Annotated in this window: 26 protein-coding genes; 24 read left to right on the top strand and 2 right to left on the bottom strand. The window is 22.4% G+C overall.

Features of this window, described 5'->3' with window-relative positions:
• Window position 1 precedes the first annotated feature (1 nt).
• The 19 genes from AACK81_RS01735 to AACK81_RS01645 all read left to right on the top strand — a co-directional run bounded on the left by AACK81_RS01735 (window position 2) and on the right by AACK81_RS01645 (window position 12,826).
• Window positions 2–439, top strand: coding sequence for a hypothetical protein (locus tag AACK81_RS01735; protein WP_338961991.1), 438 nt, complete (start codon window positions 2–4; stop codon window positions 437–439).
• Window positions 429–722 (top strand): hypothetical protein, encoded by a 294-nt coding sequence (locus tag AACK81_RS01730; RefSeq protein ID WP_338961988.1) that lies wholly within the window; start codon window positions 429–431, stop codon window positions 720–722. Before AACK81_RS01735 ends, AACK81_RS01730 begins: the two co-directional genes overlap by 11 nt.
• A gap of 3 nt (window positions 723–725) precedes the next feature.
• A complete protein-coding gene (locus tag AACK81_RS01725) occupies window positions 726–878 on the top strand; it encodes a hypothetical protein (RefSeq protein ID WP_338957299.1) in 153 nt (50 codons plus the stop codon).
• Between the two features lie 20 nt (window positions 879–898).
• Window positions 899–1,282 carry a hypothetical protein gene (locus AACK81_RS01720; protein WP_338961986.1) on the top strand — a complete coding sequence of 128 codons (384 nt, stop codon included), beginning with the start codon at window positions 899–901 and terminating at the stop codon, window positions 1,280–1,282.
• Window positions 1,275–1,409 (top strand): hypothetical protein, encoded by a 135-nt coding sequence (locus AACK81_RS01715; RefSeq protein ID WP_338956809.1) that lies wholly within the window; start codon window positions 1,275–1,277, stop codon window positions 1,407–1,409. The genes AACK81_RS01720 and AACK81_RS01715 overlap by 8 nt, the downstream gene beginning before the upstream one ends.
• Complete coding sequence (locus tag AACK81_RS01710) at window positions 1,409–1,654, top strand: hypothetical protein (protein ID WP_338960331.1); 246 nt, start codon at window positions 1,409–1,411, stop codon at window positions 1,652–1,654. The genes AACK81_RS01715 and AACK81_RS01710 overlap by 1 nt, the downstream gene beginning before the upstream one ends.
• 3 nt (window positions 1,655–1,657) lie before the next feature.
• Entirely contained in the window at window positions 1,658–2,485 is an 828-nt protein-coding gene (locus AACK81_RS01705; protein ID WP_338961983.1) for a hypothetical protein, read from the top strand.
• A 15-nt stretch (window positions 2,486–2,500) separates the two neighbouring features.
• Window positions 2,501–2,659, top strand: a complete 159-nt coding sequence (locus AACK81_RS01700) for a hypothetical protein (RefSeq protein ID WP_338959443.1) — start codon at window positions 2,501–2,503, stop codon at window positions 2,657–2,659.
• Window positions 2,660–2,699: 40 nt separating this feature from the next.
• Entirely contained in the window at window positions 2,700–2,888 is a 189-nt protein-coding gene (locus tag AACK81_RS01695) for a hypothetical protein (RefSeq protein ID WP_174481134.1), read from the top strand.
• Window position 2,889: 1 nt separating this feature from the next.
• On the top strand, window positions 2,890–3,075 hold the full coding sequence (locus AACK81_RS01690) for a hypothetical protein (RefSeq protein WP_174480219.1): 186 nt from the start codon (window positions 2,890–2,892) through the stop codon (window positions 3,073–3,075).
• A 17-nt stretch (window positions 3,076–3,092) separates the two neighbouring features.
• The gene (locus tag AACK81_RS01685) at window positions 3,093–3,467 is read left to right on the top strand and encodes a hypothetical protein (RefSeq protein WP_338961982.1); all 375 of its coding nucleotides are present in this window, start codon (window positions 3,093–3,095) and stop codon (window positions 3,465–3,467) included.
• Between the two features lie 18 nt (window positions 3,468–3,485).
• Entirely contained in the window at window positions 3,486–4,670 is a 1,185-nt protein-coding gene (locus tag AACK81_RS01680) for a hypothetical protein (RefSeq protein WP_338961981.1), read from the top strand.
• 14 nt (window positions 4,671–4,684) lie between these two features.
• A complete protein-coding gene (locus AACK81_RS01675) occupies window positions 4,685–5,638 on the top strand; it encodes a hypothetical protein (protein WP_338961979.1) in 954 nt (317 codons plus the stop codon).
• 200 nt (window positions 5,639–5,838) lie between these two features.
• Complete coding sequence (locus tag AACK81_RS01670) at window positions 5,839–6,381, top strand: hypothetical protein (RefSeq protein WP_338961978.1); 543 nt, start codon at window positions 5,839–5,841, stop codon at window positions 6,379–6,381.
• Between the two features lie 3 nt (window positions 6,382–6,384).
• Window positions 6,385–8,121 carry a hypothetical protein gene (locus AACK81_RS01665; RefSeq protein ID WP_338961975.1) on the top strand — a complete coding sequence of 579 codons (1,737 nt, stop codon included), beginning with the start codon at window positions 6,385–6,387 and terminating at the stop codon, window positions 8,119–8,121.
• Window positions 8,122–8,207: 86 nt separating this feature from the next.
• A complete protein-coding gene (locus AACK81_RS01660; RefSeq protein ID WP_338960236.1) occupies window positions 8,208–9,158 on the top strand; it encodes an IS30 family transposase in 951 nt (316 codons plus the stop codon).
• A 311-nt stretch (window positions 9,159–9,469) separates the two neighbouring features.
• A complete protein-coding gene (locus AACK81_RS01655) occupies window positions 9,470–9,592 on the top strand; it encodes a hypothetical protein (protein WP_338961973.1) in 123 nt (40 codons plus the stop codon).
• A 17-nt stretch (window positions 9,593–9,609) separates the two neighbouring features.
• Window positions 9,610–10,851, top strand: coding sequence for a hypothetical protein (locus tag AACK81_RS01650; protein WP_338961971.1), 1,242 nt, complete (start codon window positions 9,610–9,612; stop codon window positions 10,849–10,851).
• A complete protein-coding gene (locus AACK81_RS01645; protein WP_338961969.1) occupies window positions 10,802–12,826 on the top strand; it encodes a hypothetical protein in 2,025 nt (674 codons plus the stop codon). Before AACK81_RS01650 ends, AACK81_RS01645 begins: the two co-directional genes overlap by 50 nt.
• On the opposite strand, the gene AACK81_RS01640 is transcribed toward AACK81_RS01645, so the two are convergent.
• A complete protein-coding gene (locus AACK81_RS01640; protein WP_338961966.1) occupies window positions 12,823–12,981 on the bottom strand; it encodes a hypothetical protein in 159 nt (52 codons plus the stop codon). The two genes, AACK81_RS01645 and AACK81_RS01640, sit on opposite strands and share 4 nt — an antisense overlap.
• The gene (locus tag AACK81_RS01635) at window positions 12,932–13,174 is read right to left on the bottom strand and encodes a hypothetical protein (RefSeq protein WP_338961964.1); all 243 of its coding nucleotides are present in this window, start codon (window positions 13,172–13,174) and stop codon (window positions 12,932–12,934) included. The genes AACK81_RS01640 and AACK81_RS01635 overlap by 50 nt, the downstream gene beginning before the upstream one ends.
• Window positions 13,175–13,473: 299 nt before the next feature.
• On the opposite strand from AACK81_RS01635, the gene AACK81_RS01630 reads away from it, so the two are divergent.
• The 5 genes from AACK81_RS01630 (at window position 13,474) to AACK81_RS01610 (ending at window position 17,902) form a co-directional block, all read left to right on the top strand.
• On the top strand, window positions 13,474–14,013 hold the full coding sequence (locus tag AACK81_RS01630) for a UPF0236 family transposase-like protein (protein ID WP_338961962.1): 540 nt from the start codon (window positions 13,474–13,476) through the stop codon (window positions 14,011–14,013).
• 266 nt (window positions 14,014–14,279) lie between these two features.
• Window positions 14,280–14,591: a hypothetical protein gene (locus AACK81_RS01625; RefSeq protein ID WP_338961960.1), complete on the top strand. Its 312-nt coding sequence runs from the start codon at window positions 14,280–14,282 to the stop codon at window positions 14,589–14,591.
• A 422-nt stretch (window positions 14,592–15,013) separates the two neighbouring features.
• Window positions 15,014–16,021 (top strand): type I glyceraldehyde-3-phosphate dehydrogenase, encoded by a 1,008-nt coding sequence (gene gap / locus AACK81_RS01620; protein WP_338961958.1) that lies wholly within the window; start codon window positions 15,014–15,016, stop codon window positions 16,019–16,021.
• Window positions 16,022–16,147: 126 nt separating this feature from the next.
• Window positions 16,148–17,338 (top strand): phosphoglycerate kinase, encoded by a 1,191-nt coding sequence (locus tag AACK81_RS01615; protein ID WP_338961956.1) that lies wholly within the window; start codon window positions 16,148–16,150, stop codon window positions 17,336–17,338.
• Window positions 17,339–17,347: 9 nt separating this feature from the next.
• Window positions 17,348–17,902, top strand: a complete 555-nt coding sequence (locus AACK81_RS01610; RefSeq protein WP_338961954.1) for a hypothetical protein — start codon at window positions 17,348–17,350, stop codon at window positions 17,900–17,902.
• Window positions 17,903–18,004 lie beyond the last annotated feature (102 nt).

Here is an 18,004-nt window from a genome sequence, read left to right as displayed (position 1 = left end):
TATGCAATATGAATTAATTATTGGGATTGACCCCGCTGGTATTGGTAATAATGGAATTGTTATATATTCAAATGAAACTAATAATATTATTTTTAATGAAACATTTAAAACTAAAACAGTTTTAGAAAGTAAAAATATGTATAAAGAATATTTTCAATTAATTCAAAAACAATTTATTAATCAAAAAATATTAATTATTGTAGAAAATTTCTTTTTAAGTTCAAAACAATTATTAACTAATCCATTAGCAACACCTAAAATTATTGGTGCATTAATGGTATTAGTAGAAGATGTTATGAATTGAGATTATTTAGAAAGTGAACCAAAAAATAAAACAAAAATAGAAAATTATAAAGGAAATATAAAATTAACAAAACATGAACAAGATGCATATAAACATATTCAATACTATTTAAGGAATTCTAAAAATGAAAGATAAAGAAAATTATGTCAAATTAAAAGTAAAACTGAGTAACACTATTGAAGCAAAATATTACGAAAAAGGTAATAAAGAATTATATTATAGTGTTCGTGGTCAATGAAATGGTTTAAACTATGTTACTTTAATTTTTAACAACCCAAAATTTTATAGACGCTGTATTTTATTAAACAAAAATGATGAAATTTTAGTAACTGGTCAAATTTTTAATACTTTAAATATTCCTAAAAATCGTGCATTTTGTTCAATTAATGTTAAATGATTTAAAAAATGAAAAGAGTAAAAAATGATATTATGAAAAATTTTATTAATAGTACCAATATTAATAACAAGTATAACACTAATAATATTTTTAATATTTATTATTAAAGAATTAAAAAATGAATATAAAGTTTTAAAATTATTAAATTCAATTGCAAAAAATTTAGAAAAAAAATAATCAAATAAGGAGAATAAATAATGAATAGATGTACATGAACTGAAACAATAACATTTGAAAAATTTATTCATGAACCATATTATGATGAAATTAAAAATGAACAAAGACAAAGACAATGTGAAAATATGACAGATGAGCAATTTGATGAATATGGAAGAGCATATTGTAAAGAACATAGAATTAAAGTTGATGAAATTAATAAATCAAGACATAAAAATTGTATTAATAAAGAAAAATTAATTAAAGATTTAGAAGAACGAATAACATGACTTACAAATGAAATATCTAATGTTAAATATTTTAAACAAATAGAATTTTATATATGAGAAAAAATATGTTTAAAAGATTTTTTAATTAAAATAAAAAACAAAAATATTGAAATTGGTGAATTTGATTATGAATAAAGAAAAATTAATTATTTCTATGAAAGAAAGAATAGATTTATTAAATAATTCATTAATAGAATATTCATCCAAACTTTATGAGTTAGAAAACTGAATTATAAGACTTGAAAGAGGTGAATTTGACTAATGATAATATTACCTACTTTGTTTGAAAATAAAGATGAAATTGAAATATTATCACCATTTCCAAAAGAAATTCATACAAGTAATGATATTAGAGCAATTATTTTAAGACAATACCCAAATGTTAAATCCAAACACATAATTGTTTCTGACCCAGAAAGTAATGTTGCATTAATAGTTGGTGATAATGATTTTTATCAAGGTTGAATTAAAGTAACAGTTAAAAAATTAGAAATTAAAGGAGAATAGAAAATGCCAAGTATAGAAAATCAATCAAATTATACTTTAACTAAATTAATTAGAACTGGAATAAGTCCAATTTGTGCAATGATTGGTACAAGTGCTTATTATGGTCAAGTAATAGATAATCCATTATTAGGTTCAATTAATAGTTTATTATTTGGTAAAAAATTAGGTTTAGATATTTGAAATTTAAATCAAAGACCAAATACAAAAACTAAATTAATTAATAGTAGTAAAAAAATACTATTAGGTTTAGGAATAATTGGTTTAGCAAATTATAGTAAATGAACTGAAAATAATATTAATCCTATTATTCCAAGAACACCAACTCCAATAACTACTACAACTACAACTGAGGGTCCTCCATGATTATTATTAAATAAGCAAGAAAATCAGTCATTAATGGATTGAGATACTTATATTTCATTAAATGCTTATGGTATATCAAATCTTATTAATGGATTAACGGAGTTAGTACCTAATAAATTTGAAACAATAAGAAAGATTTATAATATGGCTACTGGTGGATGTTTAATATCAAGTGGTATTGCTATGGGTATTAATAATGATTTTAATAATGCTTATGCAGTACCTACCATAATTGCTGGTGCAAGTGAAATTATCCATAATTTAATACCTATGGAAACTACAAATCATAATGAAGAAATGCAAAAAACATCATTTAATGATGAAACTGCAAGATTAATTAATGACAATAGATTTACTATTAATAGTGAAACTGCAAGTCAATATTATGGTAGTGATAATATGAGCGAAGTACCATTAAATAATGATAATGCTTCATTAAATTGAGATTACAATTACATGAGTTTATAAGGGAGGTGAAAAGCAATGAATAAAGAAAAAATTATTGAATATTATAATAATGAAATTCAGACATATAAAGAAAGATTGGAACAATTAAATAAAGAAATATCTGTATTAGTAAAAATTATAAGTAATTCACAGTCAATGATTGAAAGAATTAATGGTGGTCAATTTGATGAATAATTAAAAATTAAAAATAAATAGTTGAAAGGAAAATATTGAAATGAAAGAATTTTTACATGAATTAATAATTATTGGAACAAGTGTTGGAACATTAATTTGCAGAGAAATTATTGTTTTATTAAAAAGATTTATCACAACTCCAAAACATGTTAGAGCAAATAACAAAATTATAAAACATCAAAAAAAATTAGCAAAATTAAATGAAAAAATTAATAAAGGAGAAAAATAATATGACAAAAATTGAATTTAATGAAAAATATAGAAAACAAGATATCAGTATTGATAGAGATTTTGATTTACATATTGATAATTGTTTTAAATTTTCTGATATCAATACATTAGAAAATGCTGTTAATGATTATAAAAAACTAATAAGTGAAATGCCACAATTAGTTAAAGATTGATTACTGGGATAAGATTAGGAGAATGTTAAATGTTAGAAAATGAAGATAATATTCAACAAACAACTGAACCTTTAACTGAAAATAATGCTCAACAAGAAATAGAAAATAAAGTTAATGAAGCAGAAAATAAGTTAAATAAACTTAATCAAGAAATTAAAGAAAAAGAAATGATTAATATATTTAAAAAATATCAAGTTAAAACTGAATTTTATGATTATTTAAAATTTAAAACTAATAATTTAGAAAATTCAAAAATTGAAGAAACTATTAAAAAAATGATTAAAGAACAACCAGTATTTAAAGAAACAATTAATACAGGTGGCAATAAACAAATAATTATTAATAATAAACCAAATGATAAAGAAAATTTTTTAATTAATTATAAAAAGAAAAATTATTTATAAATGAAAGGAAGAAATAAAATGTCAGTACCATTTAATCAAAATTTAGACAATACAGAGAGATTAGTAGAAGCACCAGAATTTATAGAGTTTTTTAAAATTTCAAATAGTCCATGGGCAAACTTTTTCCCTACTGAAATTGTTGACTCAGTAAATATTGAGTTTATTGTTAAAAAACCAAAAAAACCAGAAGTTAAAATTATTGCTTGAGATGATAAAAGTAAAAGATATGAATTACCATATGTTGATACAGATAAAATTAGTAAAAAAATAACTAAAAAATATCTTGCAGGAGAAATTATTACAGATGTAGATTTAAAAGCAAATAATGGTCAAAATTTATTAGATAGTATGCAATATGAAGTTGCTAATGACTTAGCAGATTATTTAGCAAATAATGATACAAATGTAATTGCAAAATATGCAACTAAAATAGACATTACTGATAAAACACCATTAGGATATTTAAAATCAATGTTAGATGCTTGAAATACTTTATTTCAATTTAGAAATATTGCAAATAGTAAATTTTTTATTACTAATGGTCTTTATGATAGTTTAGTTTATTTAGCAGATAATAAAGGTTTAATTACTGATAATCAGTTGGCACAACAATTACGTTTAAATGGAAATAATTTATATGTAAAAGGTGTATTATGTGAAATCGTTCTTGATGACTATATGGTTTTTACTAATGATAAAAATGAACAACAATTAATGACCTTTATTTTAGCAACACCAAGAGCAATGAAAAGATACATGATAGAAAATACAGTTATTTATGTAGATTTTATTAAAGATGATAAAGCAGGAAGAGCATATAAAGTTGCTGGTGAAGTTGTTGGAGAAGCAATACCATATATTTCTAATAATGAAACAACATCAAGATGAATGTTATGTGGAGTTATTAAAACAGAAAAAACTGATTTAAAAACTAAAATTACAAGTTTAACAATTGATATTACTGCAAATGTTAATAACAATAATAGTGAATTAAATACACAAATAAAAAGTACTAATGAACTTAAATCATTAAATCCAAATTTAACAAATCCAACTATTAAATATTTTAGTGATGCACAAGGAAAAACTAATGTAAGTAATCAAAAAGAAAAAGCCGGTGACTTATATATAACTATTACTGCAAATGTTAATGACTTAAATTATAAAGGAACAACAAATCAAATTAAAATAACTCTTAAATAAAGGAAATTAATACCATGCCAATAGGTACAACTAATACAGCAATACTTTTAAACATAAATAAACCCAAACATACTAGAATAAGTAAACAACAAGAAAATAAAAGTTTTTGATGAGAAATTTTAGAAATGATTGGTGTACAAGTAATAGCAGTAGCACTTGCTCCTTTTACTGGTGGATTAAGTGAAAGCGTAGCCCTTGGATTAGGTGTAAGTGATTTTATTGCAAGTGCCATTAATTTTGGTATTTATGCTACAACTGATTTTACTATTAATCAAGTTTATGATTATTTAAAAGGAAATGTAACAAAATGAAATACTTTCTTTAATATACTAACTGCATTTGCTGGACTTAATAAAATTAGTCGTGGTTATCGTACTACTAAATTTATTAAACTAACACAAAAAACTAAAACATTAGAACAAATTGGCGTTAAAGAAGCAAAAAATTTACAAGAAATTATTAGTCAAGTAAGTGGAAAAGAAATTTTAACAGATAAAATTATTGGTAATAAACGTTATTTAATGAATTATAGTTTTACTCCTAATCGTGAAACAGTATTACGAGATTTAGGTTATGTTGCTGAAAGACAATATAAGAATAATTTTCAAAAACTAGAAACACAAAAGTTAAAAGAACACTTATTATTACAAAATACATTAATAAAATTAAGTCCACAATTAACTCCTAAATTTAAAATTAAAGATATTGAAAAAGCAAATAACTTTTTAAAAAAATTTAATACTGATTTAAAAAAAGTACTATCTATGAATCAACATGATTGATTAAATTTAGTTCATACAATACATACAGAAAATAGATATGGAAAAACTTTAATTTTAGATTTACAAAAAATTCGTGCTAATGCTATTAAATTTAATTTTAAAAAAAGTTCAATACATAAGATTGTTTTAAATGCAAATAAAATTTTTAAATATTTGGATATTAGATTTTATTTAAAAAAGGTTTAAATAAATTTTGAAAAAATACACAATATTTTGAAAAAATACGAGAAAGTATATATAAATTACAAGAAAAATTTGAAAAGTTAGAAAAACAAGCATTTGAAAAGATTAATAAATTAAAACAAAAAGCAACTGATTTATTTACTAGTGCAGAAAAAAGAGCAATTAAACATGCACAATTAATTCCATTAAATTCACAAGTATTTATGGGTTGTAAAATTCAACCTTTATCATTAGATAAATGTGCAATTACTATTTATCATCGCAATCCTAAATATAAACCAATTACAGTTGTTGATAGTATTCTTAAAGCAAAAACTTTTGTTACTCAAATACATCCATTTCATTGATATCGTTGATATAGTGGTTGATACATTGGTTATGGTATTAATCGTAATAAATGATTAAAAGCAATAGCATTTGCTCCACCAGTGGTACAACAAGTAATTAGAGATAGTTTTAAAGTATATAGAGAAATATTTAGAATAATAAGAACTTATCATAAAGTAGTAAATGTTATTAATAATCCTATTGAAAATATTAATAAATCATTTAAAAGTGTTGGTTTAAAATTTTCAGTTAATACTTTATTTGGCACTGGACTATTACATCATTTAGAAAAATTTGCATATAGTCAAGTTATAAAAAAAGGTAAGAAAAAGTTACAAAAAGAAATTATCCATATATCACATAGAAAAACTAAAACAAAAACTAAGCATTATAAAAAAGCATTTTTTAAGGAATGATAAATTATGATTAATAAACTTTGAACTGATGTCAGTCTTGAAAATTATAATAACTGATATCCATTAACTGGAAAAATTACAGAAACCCCACAGCAATATATACAGACATGACCTAATGTTAATGATTGATTTAAAACTTTTGCTATTCGTGCTCAAAATGATATTAATGCTTATCTTGATTTTATTTTATCTAAATTTCCTTTTGATAGTTTTAAAGATGAATTAATTAAAGAAACATTAAGAGATATGGTTTATGTAATGGTTGAACATTGAGTATTTAATCGTACACCAATTGAATTTAATGTTGATGCTACTATTCAATTTAATAATGGTAGTCAATTTAGTGCAAGTAGTATTCCTACGATTAATGTTTGAGATTTAGCACCTAGTAGAATGAAAATATGAGCAAGATTAACAAAATTAAAACAAATATTTTCAAGTTATAATGATGATGAAATAGATATTGAAAAAATTGACTTAAAAGCATTTTATACTAGAAATCAAGTTGATGAATTAATTGAACAACAAAAAGAATTTACATTATCAAAACAAATTAAATTATATGATGATTTAGTTGATGATAATGAAAATGAAATATACAGAGGTCCTGTTAGTAAATTTGTTAATAAAGGTTATATTGCAACAGATTATGATAAAGAAACTGAAACAATGATTTTAGATTGACCAGATGAAATTGGAACATTACCACAAGAAGCATTACAAAATAATCCACAAATTGGTGATTATACACATGCACCAACTTGTGATTTTTCTGCTAAACAACAAAAACGAATTACTACAAATGAAAATACTATTAAATTATTAGAAACTAAAGTTGATAATAATATCAAATTATTAGAAAATAAAATTGAGATTAATAAACAAAATATTGATGATATTAAAAATAACTGATTTAATATTGAAACTAGTCCATTATGAAAAGAAATATCAAATGAACTTTCAACTGATAATTTAAATAAAGAAATATTAGTAATATGAGGTTATATTTATGAAAGTGATATTTATAAATATAAATATACTAGAAAATCTATATTTAAATTAGATAAACAATCTGCAATAAAATCATATACTCTATTAGATACTTTTTATTCAGATGAAATTAATAATATTAGATTATATTTAACTTGCATTAATTATAAAATTCGTGCAAGTGCTACACCTGGAACATATTACTCAGGATTTATTTCTAAAATATATCAATATATTGGAAAAGGTACACCAACTGAATTTATAGCAGAAGAAACTTCTGGACATGATTATTATACAAAACAAGAAACTAATGAATTGTTGGATAAAAAGCAAAATATTGATGATGAGAATTTACAAACAGTTGTTAAACAAATTGTTCCAGCAATTAATGAAAATAAACTAAATATTGATAAAAAACAAGATAAATTAATTGCTGGTGAAAATATTAAGATTGATGAAAATAATAAAATTAGTGCTACTGGTGGTAAAGTAGATTTATCTGATTATTATAAAAAAGAAGAAGTAGATAAAAAATTAGAAGATACAAAAGCACAATTTCCGATTGCATTTAAAATAAATGCTCTAAGTCAAGAAATTCCTAATTTAGAAACTGAACATAAAACTATTGTTGATGCTATTAATGAAATTATCAAAAAACAGCCACAACCAATTCCAATTCCTCCAAGTGGTTCAAATTGAAAAGAAGTAGGAGAAGTTATAACAGATAAAAATAATGCTGAGTTATACTTGTAAGTGCAAGTAAATAAAATTGCAAAAAATTCTCATATAAAAATTTCATAATGCTAAATTTAGTTTAGAAAAAAGTAAGGAGTTTTTATATGAGTTATAAACATCTTGGCATAGATGAAAGGATTTATATTGAGAATCAATTGAAATTTAAATTTAAAATTAGTGAAATAGCTAAAAATCTTAATCGAAGTATTAGTACTATTATTCGAGAAATTAATAGAAATAAAGATAATAATCATTATTTTTCATTAATTGCACAAAATAAAGCTGAAAATCGAAAACAATCACATATTAGTTTTCATAAGTTTAAAAATAAGAATTTAGTAAAATATGTACAACAAAAATTACTATTAGGTTGATCACCTGAACAAATTTATGGCAGAATTAAAAATTTTCATAAAGAGTGAGTTATTAGTTTTAAAACAATTTATACTTGAATTTATTTTGGAATGCTTGATAAAGTTACTAGTAAAAATTTAAGAAGAAAAGGTAAAAAACGAAAATCTAAAGAAAATCGTGGCAAGTTTAATGGTAAATCAATTAAAGAACGAGATATAAATGTTAATGATCGTATAACACTTGGTCATTGAGAAGGAGATACTATAGTATCATCACGAGGTAAAAGCAAATCATGTTTAATAACTTTAGTTGAAAGAGTATCACGATTTACTTTAGCAATATTAGTTAAAAACAGAACTACTAAAGTTATTAATAAAAATGTTAGTTATTATTTATCAATTCTTCCTAAAAACATTGTTAAAACTATTACTTTTGATCGTGGCAAAGAATTTTCAAATTGACAACAACTTGAAAAAAATTTAGATATAAAAATTTATTTTGCCAATCCATATTCACCTTGACAAAGAGGTACTAATGAAAATACTAATGGTTTAATTAGAGAAAAATTTCCTAAAAAATTTATTTTTTCAAAAACTAATAAAAATGAAGTTCATAAATTTATATTGTCTTTAAACCAAAGACCAAGAAAAATACTAAATTATCTTTCACCAATCGAATATTTGGATAGAAAAATAATTTAGTTGCACTTACCTTTACAATTTAGCTAATAATAATCAAAATTATATAAAATATATATTTAAAGATAAAACACATTATAGAATATATATAAGTTATGGTGATTATACAACTAAAGAAAATAATAAAAATTAATTATTTGTCAACTATAATTTTTATTATCAATTAGATACAAGCGTTGTAAAAAGTAGTTTATGAATAGCAAATAATAACAATAACCAACAAACTGAAATTAATATTTATAACAATAGAATAATGTGGGGTATGGGTAGAGATTATATTTTTAAAAAATTAGAAGAATTACAGGAATAATATTATGTTTTTTAAAATTATAAAAATTATTTTAGGTTTAATAGGAATAATTTTATCATCAGCAACAGCAGGTTTAATTATATTTATCATTGTAAAAATCATATTAAAAATTAATCAAATATTTTAAGAAAGGTGGTGAATATTATGTTAGGTAAATTTTTTAGAAAAGATAAAAGCAATATTAATGATAATCAAAGTGAAAAATTAAAATTTTTAACTAATAAAAATAAAAGTACACATGCTTCTATTTTAAATTATTTTGGTTTTAATGATTTTAACCATGAAACTTATTTTACTGCTTTTGTAGCAGAAAATAATGCTAATTTATATAATGCTCCATTAGAAATTAATAATGAAACCATTAAACAATATTTAATTCAACAAGAATTTTATAGAAAAAATTGAAATTCTATTTTTAAATTAAGTAAATTAGGAATTAGTGGTTATTTAATTTATATTGCAAATGATAATTTATATTTTCAAGTAGTTGACATACAACAAAGAGTTTATGATATTACTGGTAAATTAATTCAATGTACTATTTTTTATGATAATTATGAACAAAATGCACAAACTGTAAGATTATTTGAAGTTTATACATTAAACAATGAACAAGTAACAATTAATCGTGCAATTTATAGTATTAATGATACTAAAAAACAAAATAAATTAGATTTTAAATCATACATTAATAATCCTAATTTAGTACAAGAACAAATACTAAATATTAATTATATACCAATAGCAATTATGAGAAATAAAGCAAATGAACAAGCAGATTGTGAAAAAGTAATGGATAAAATTAAAGCACTAGATGTTATTTATGAACAAATTGTTTTAGATACTATTTTAAACTCACCTAAATTTATATTTAGTCAAACTTATGGTAATGTTCAATCAGCATTAGAAGAAGCAGTAAGAACTTTGGTTACTAAAAACTACATATTTAAAAGTGGTGGAGATAATAATGAACAAAACGAAAATATCAATATGACAAATAGTAATTTTAAAGGTAAAAATTTAACTGATATATATGATTGAAATGTTAATGAAATATTTAAACGTTGTGGTATTCATATACCAAGTCAAAAGAAATCAGCACAACAATCAGTACCCGAAAGTACAGCAGTTAATATTTCAACCATTAATTATATTGAACAAAAATTATGACAATTTAATATTGATATTCTTAAATTTATTCAAATATTAGTACTTTTAGATAAAGACTTATTAAATAGTAAAACATTTAATATTAATGATGACCAAGAAATTAATAACTTAACAGTTAAATTAAAATTATTTAATCCCGAAAATAACCAATTAATAGGAGAGAACAATGGAAAACAACAACAAACCACAAACGAAGTTTCCACAGAAACAAACTAAAATTAATCAAGCAGAAGTAGAAAATGATTATTTAATTGATAATATTCCCTATGACTTTACTAATATGATGAGAGCTACTAGTGACCCAGATATTAATAGAGCATACGATGAATTTAAAAAAAGAACTATATATATTTATGAAATTGAACGTTTATTTAAAAATAATGAAAATAATAGTTTAAGATTTTCAGCAAATACTATTAAAATTGGTTTTATTGATATTGATAAAGTATTAAAAACTATTGCTGTTGAAACATCAGACTTTACTATGCAATTAAATCAAAGAGCTAGCACAAATATTAATGATAATACAATTGAATATAGTATGACTGATATTAAAAATTTAATTTTTCAAGAAATAAATTTATTAAATCAATTTAAATTATATGCAGTTAGTATAAATGAACCATTAACTGAAAATAATATTGATAATTTATATATCATTAATAATTATTCACAACCTTATCAAAATCCAAAAACTAGAAGCACTAAAAGTATTACTATTATTAAAATTAAAGATTTTAAAACAAGAGATGGTTATCCAATCATTATTAAATTACAAAAACCATTAGATAAAGATACCAAAGTAATTGGTTTAAAAATTAAAGCCCCTAGAAGCATGATTTTTGGCAATATAAAGGTACTTGGTGAAGTTGACAATATGGAAGTATACCCAAAGTTATTTGTTAAAGATAAGATAGCATTTCCACTATTATCAATGCCTATCGAAACTCAACCAAAAGTTAGAATATTACAACAATGATTTAGTGAACAAATATTACCTTGAAATTTAGCAAAACAATTTATAGGACAAGAAAAATCAGTTTTAGATTTAATTAAAATTAGTAGTGGTACTGTAACAAGAAAAGAAGTTATTAATAATGCAAGAGTAACTGATACTTGACTAGGTTGAGAAATGGGTGCTGTTTGAGATGGTAATTGACCATTAAAACACGAAATACATTTAGAAGATAAAAAAGTTTTATCTTATAGTAATGAAGGATGATATGTTTATCTTGCAACCAATAATAGATTTAAAAGTATAGCAATTGAAATACAAGATGCGCCAACAATTGATAGTTTACAACAACTTTTATTAGATATGCTAAGTTATACATATAATTATAATAGAAATTTTAATGGTGCAGAATATGATGATAAAGGTAAAGCAAAAAATAAAATAGCAGAATTACGTGATACATTTTCTGGACAAAAACCGGATGAAATAATTACTAACTTATTTAAACAATGAGAGTTTGAATATCCAAATTATATAACTTTACTACAAATACAAATATTTAAACAAGTATTTATTATGTTATCAAAATATATTTATTCATCATTATCAATTAATAAAGGATTAAACGATGATAATAAAATATTATTACCTTATTATTTCAAATTAAAATCAAGTCCTATAAAACCAAGTGATAAAGAAATTTGAAAATTCAAAGATGTAAAAGTAGTGTTAAAATCTGAGTATTTTGACTTTACAGATATTAATAATATTAAATTAAAAAATAATGATATTAGCCAAAATGAATTATTTAAATTAGATGATAATCAATTTAATTGATTATCTATAACTAATGAACTTGAAAGCAATAATATTCCGTCATTAATTCCTGCTGATTGAACATTAAGTAATGGTGAATATGGTAAATATTTTACAAAAACAATTATTAATAAAGATAAAATTAAAGATATATTAAATTTATATGGTTCAAATAAATCTCAATTATTTTCAAAACTAGAATTTTATAAAGAAATTTCACAAATTGATAATATTAATGAATTTGAATTACAAATTGAAAATCCGATTAATAATTTAAATCGGATTGAAATTAGTGGTATATTTGGTGCTGGTAATTATGATTTAATTTTAAAAACTGATAAACAAGAAATAAACTTAAATAATATTAATTTATTTGATAAATATAATGAAAATATTTCATATATAAATATTGAAATTTAATTATCAAAATATCCATCAGGATATTGACCATTTCATTTTATATCATCTTTAAATGTTGGCTTAATACCAAAATATAAATCTATTTTATTTTCATCATATAAATTTTTAGTTTCTCATATTGTTGTTCCAGCCCCCCCAGTAGACTGTATAGTCATGTCCTAAATATGATTTATAATTATAAGTTTTATAATATGACATTATACTTAATAAAAGTGCAGTTATAACAGCAGTTCATAATATTATTTTTTTATAATTTGTTTTAATTCATTTTTTAAAATTATTTATTTCTTTTCCTTTTTCTTCTTTTTTATTTTCTACATCTTTTATTAGTTCTTTGCTATCTTGCATTTTAATTCTCCTTTTTTCCTTGATTTTACTTATTAAATTGTACTATTTTTGATTATTTTTACAAGTATGCTTTTAAATACAAAATAACGCCTAAATTAAAGGCGTTTATTTTATGAGACCTATACTATTAATTATATATAACTTGTTTATTATATTTTAAATATGAAAGTGGTTTTTTAAATAATTTTTATTTTATTTAAAATTACACTTATATATGTATATAATAAACAAGTAAATTATTTTTTTAAAAATATTTACAATAAATTTAGAATTTTTTAAAATAGTTAGGAGAAGTAAATGTGAATTTTAATTATAAATGAAATTTTAGAGAACAATATGCTAAAATTGATAAATTAGTTTTAGAACATATAACAAAGAAATGAGAAAAACGAGATTGAAGAATATTTAAAACAAGAGATAAAAAGAAATATAAAATAGTTGATTATCAATATCGAACAAGAAAAATAATGTATGGATTAGTAACTTATAAAAGAAGAATTTATGAATATTTTGATGAAAAATTACAAAAATGAGTTCGTGTTTGTTTAGTTGATGAATGACTAGAATTACCTAAATATAAAAGAATTGGTGAAGATGTTGAACAAACTATTATTGAATATTTTGCTGATGGAAAAAGATATCATGATATTTGTGCTATTTGTAAAAAAACAGGTATTAGTGTTAGTACTGTTCATAGAGTTTTTAAAAATTTAGAAGTAATTGAAGCAAATCCAGTAAAAGTAAAATTAGAAAAAAATCAACCTATTTTTGTAGCAATTGATGATGGACATCGAAAGTTTTGAGATTTTAAACGTAAAGATATAAAACACTCTATGTAATAACAACATATACAGATAATATTAATCATAAAGTACAAAATAAAAGAGTAAAAGCAATTATTAGACCAACAAGAACAGCAATTGGAGTTAAAAAAACTGCTGAATTTGTTAAAGAACATTGTCAAAAATTTTATGAAAATGTTGAACAAGCAAAAATAATTATTTGTGGAGATAGTGCTGGATGAATTAAAGAAGTTGCTGATTATCTTGGTGCTGAGTTTGTTTTAGATAAATTCCATTTAATTAGAACATTATATCTTGGTATAATGGCGGGAAATAAAGGAAAATATTGAAGTGAATATAATAATTGTAAAGATTTCATTAATAATGGTCAATATGAACAATTAATTGATTATTTATATAAAGAATTAGATAATCATAAAAAGTTAAAAAAACAATATTTTAAAAATAATAAACAAGGTATTGAAAATCAAGGTGCAAAGTGAAATATAGGTTGTTTTACTGAAACAAATATTTGACATGTTTTAAAAGAAATGATTGTTAATAAAACATATAGTATTTTTATTTATATAAAAATGGTTATTTTTAAATGTAATCAAATAAATTTAAAAACATAATTTTACTTATTTTAAAATAAAAAATTAAAAAAACTTATTAAATTAAAAGTTAATAAGAATTTTTGTTATATATTTATGTTAATTAAATTATTAAAATATTTTTATAATTTATAAAATTGAGTATTTTAATTGTAATATTTTTAAATTAGTAGTAAGATAAATTTACAATTTCATAAAAATCCAAATTATTTCTTGTCTAAAATATAATAAGACTAAAACGATTTAATTTATTCCGGATTTTTGACAATCTCCCACATAAAATAATGAAAACTATAATTAAAATAAAGGAAATAATTTACTAATAAAATAAATGTTTTATAAATAAATCCATATTTTATGACAAATATTAACAATATTTGTTTATAATATACCTAGTCATTAATCAATATAAAAAACAAACACACAAAAGGAGTGACTTAATAATGGCAATTAAAATTGCAATTAATGGATTTGGGCGCATTGGCCGCCTTGCCTTCCGTCAATTATTTGACAAAAAAGAAATTGATATTGTTGCTATCAATGATTTAGGAAATGTAGAAGCCCTAGCATATCTATTACAATATGATTCAGCACATAGAACTTGAAAACACGGAAAAATCAAAGCAGACAAATCAAAAAATACTATTAATGTTGATGGTAAAATAATTAAAGTTTGTCAAGAAAAAGACCCAAAAGCATTACCATGAAAAGCCAATGCTGTTGATATCGTAATTGAAGCAACTGGACGTTTTACAACAAAAGAATTAGCACAAGCACATATTGATGCTGGAGCTAAAAAAGTTGTGATTTCAGCACCAGCTAAGGGAGACTTAAAAACTATTGTTTATAATGTTAACCATGATATTCTAAAAAGTACTGATAATATTATTTCTGGTGCTTCATGTACTACTAATTGTCTTGCTCCTGTTGTTCATGCTCTAGAATCAGAATTTGGAATTATTAAAGGATGAATGACAACAGTTCATGCTGCAACCAATGACCAACGTTTACTAGACTTAGAACATTCAGATTTCAGAAGAGGACGTAGTGCTATGTCTAATATTGTTCCTGCAGCTACAGGTGCTGCTACAGCTATTGGTTTAGTTATCCCTTCTGTTAAAGGAAAACTAGATGGTTCAGCAATGCGGGTTCCAATCATTACTGGTTCAATTGTTGATTTAACAATTGAATTAAAGAAAAATGTTACTGTTGAACAAGTTAATGCAGCAATGAAAAAACATAGTAGCGAATCATTTGCTTATAATGAAGATCCAATTGTTTCAACTGATATTATTGGTTCAAGTTTTGGTTCAATTTTTGATGCAACATTAACAAAAGTTATTGAAGTTGAAGGCAAACAAATTGTTAAAGTTTTTGCTTGATATGATAATGAAATGTCATATGTATCACAATTAGTAAGAACAGTAATACACTTAGCAAAGCTAAAATAATTTTTAAATAGTTTAATTAAAATATTAAACTACAAAAATGCATCTTACCAATTACAAGATGCATTTTTATTAATCGTTTTAAAAATATATTAAAATTATAATATGAAAAAAGGAGATGAAAATTATATGAATAAAAAAACATTAAAGGATCTTGATTTTAAAAATAAAAAAGTTATTGTTCGTTTTGACTTCAATGTACCATTAGAAAATAATAAAATTACCGATGATACAAGAATAAAAGCAAGCATCGAAACTATTAAGTATTTACAAAATCAAGATGCAAAAATAATCATGTTATCACATCTTGGAAGAATTAAATCTGAAGCTGATAAAGCGAAGAATACTTTAGCGCCTGTTGCAAAAAGACTAAGTGAAATCTTAAAAGAAAATGTAATATTCATTAATGAAACTCGTGGTACAAATCTTGAAACAGCTATTAATAATCTTAAAAACAAAGAATTACTTTTAATAGAAAATACTCGTTTTGAAGATTTAAATGGTAATAAAGAATCTACTAATAATCCCGAATTAGGTAAATATTGAGCACATTTAGGTGATGTATTTGTTAATGATGCTTTTGGTACTGCACACCGTGCTCATGCATCTAATGTTGGTATTGCTACTAATATCAAAAATAGTTGTGTTGGTTTATTAATTGAAAAAGAATTAACAATGCTTAATAAAATCACCGTTAATCCAGAACATCCTTTTATAGCAGTACTTGGTGGTGCTAAAGTATCAGATAAAATTGATGTTATCAAACAATTATTAACAAAAGCTGATAAAGTTCTTGTTGGTGGTGGTATGGCTTATACTTTTATGAAAGCATTGAATTATAAAATTGGTGATTCATTATTAGAAAAAGATAAAATTGATATTGCTAAAGAAATTATTGAATTAGGAAAAGAAAAATTAATACTACCTATTGACTTTGTAATTGCTCCGGAATTTAAGGACATCAAAGGTAAAATTACTACTAATGAAAATATTGATGATGGATATGAAGGAATGGATATTGGTCCAAAAACAATTAAATTATTTGAAAATACTTTAATTAATGCTAAAACTGTTTTTTGAAATGGACCATTAGGAGTTTTTGAAATGAGTAACTTTGTTAATGGAACAAAAAATATTTGTAAAACTATTTCACAATTAAAAGGTGCATTTACACTAATTGGCGGTGGTGATAGTGCAGGAGCATCAGTTAAATTTGGATATGAAAATAAATTTAGCCACATTTCAACTGGTGGAGGTGCTTCATTAGAATATCTAGAAGGTAAGGATTTACCTGGTATTAATGCTATAGAAAATAAATAGTGAAAATATATGATTACTCAAGATCAAACAACAAGTGTTTTTATTCTTATTAGTTTATTTTTAATTGCGATGGTTTTAATATTTCAATTATTCCAATTTATTTTTTGATTAATTATTATTTTAAAAAGTAAAAAAAATGATACTAAATTAAAACCTAGCTATCAACAAGCATTATCCAATGAAAATATTAATTGTCAAATAGTTAAAAGTAAATTTACTTTTAAATATCTTAACTATAATTTTAAAAAAAATATTTTAAAATTAAAAAGTCGTGATTTTAATGAAACCACTACTTGAAATAAATATCAAACTTTAAGTAATGTACTTGTTATTAAGTGAAAAAATAATTCTCAAAAATGAAGTAATTTAGCTCTACCAATTATTAATTTATTTTTTATAAATGGTGTTATTATTACTATTATTTGTGCTTTATTGTATTATATTCCAACTCAAAATAATAATATTAACAAGGAAATATTAGCAATTTTTAGTTTCCTTAGTTTACTTATTATTACTATAAGTTGATTATTTTGAACAATGTTTTATGAAAAATTTCGTAAGTAATTAATGACATTAAATACAGAATTAAATTATAATGAACAAAAAACTATTAAATATATTACCCTATTTAAATCTTGTTTTCCATTTTCTGATTTAATGTTTTAA

It is taken from the genome of Spiroplasma endosymbiont of Lasioglossum villosulum (assembly GCF_964020195.1).
Taxonomy (GTDB): Bacteria; Bacillota_I; Bacilli_A; order Mycoplasmatales; family VBWQ01; genus Spiroplasma_E; species Spiroplasma_E ixodetis_A.
This window is presented reverse-complemented; position numbering and strand designations above follow the sequence as displayed.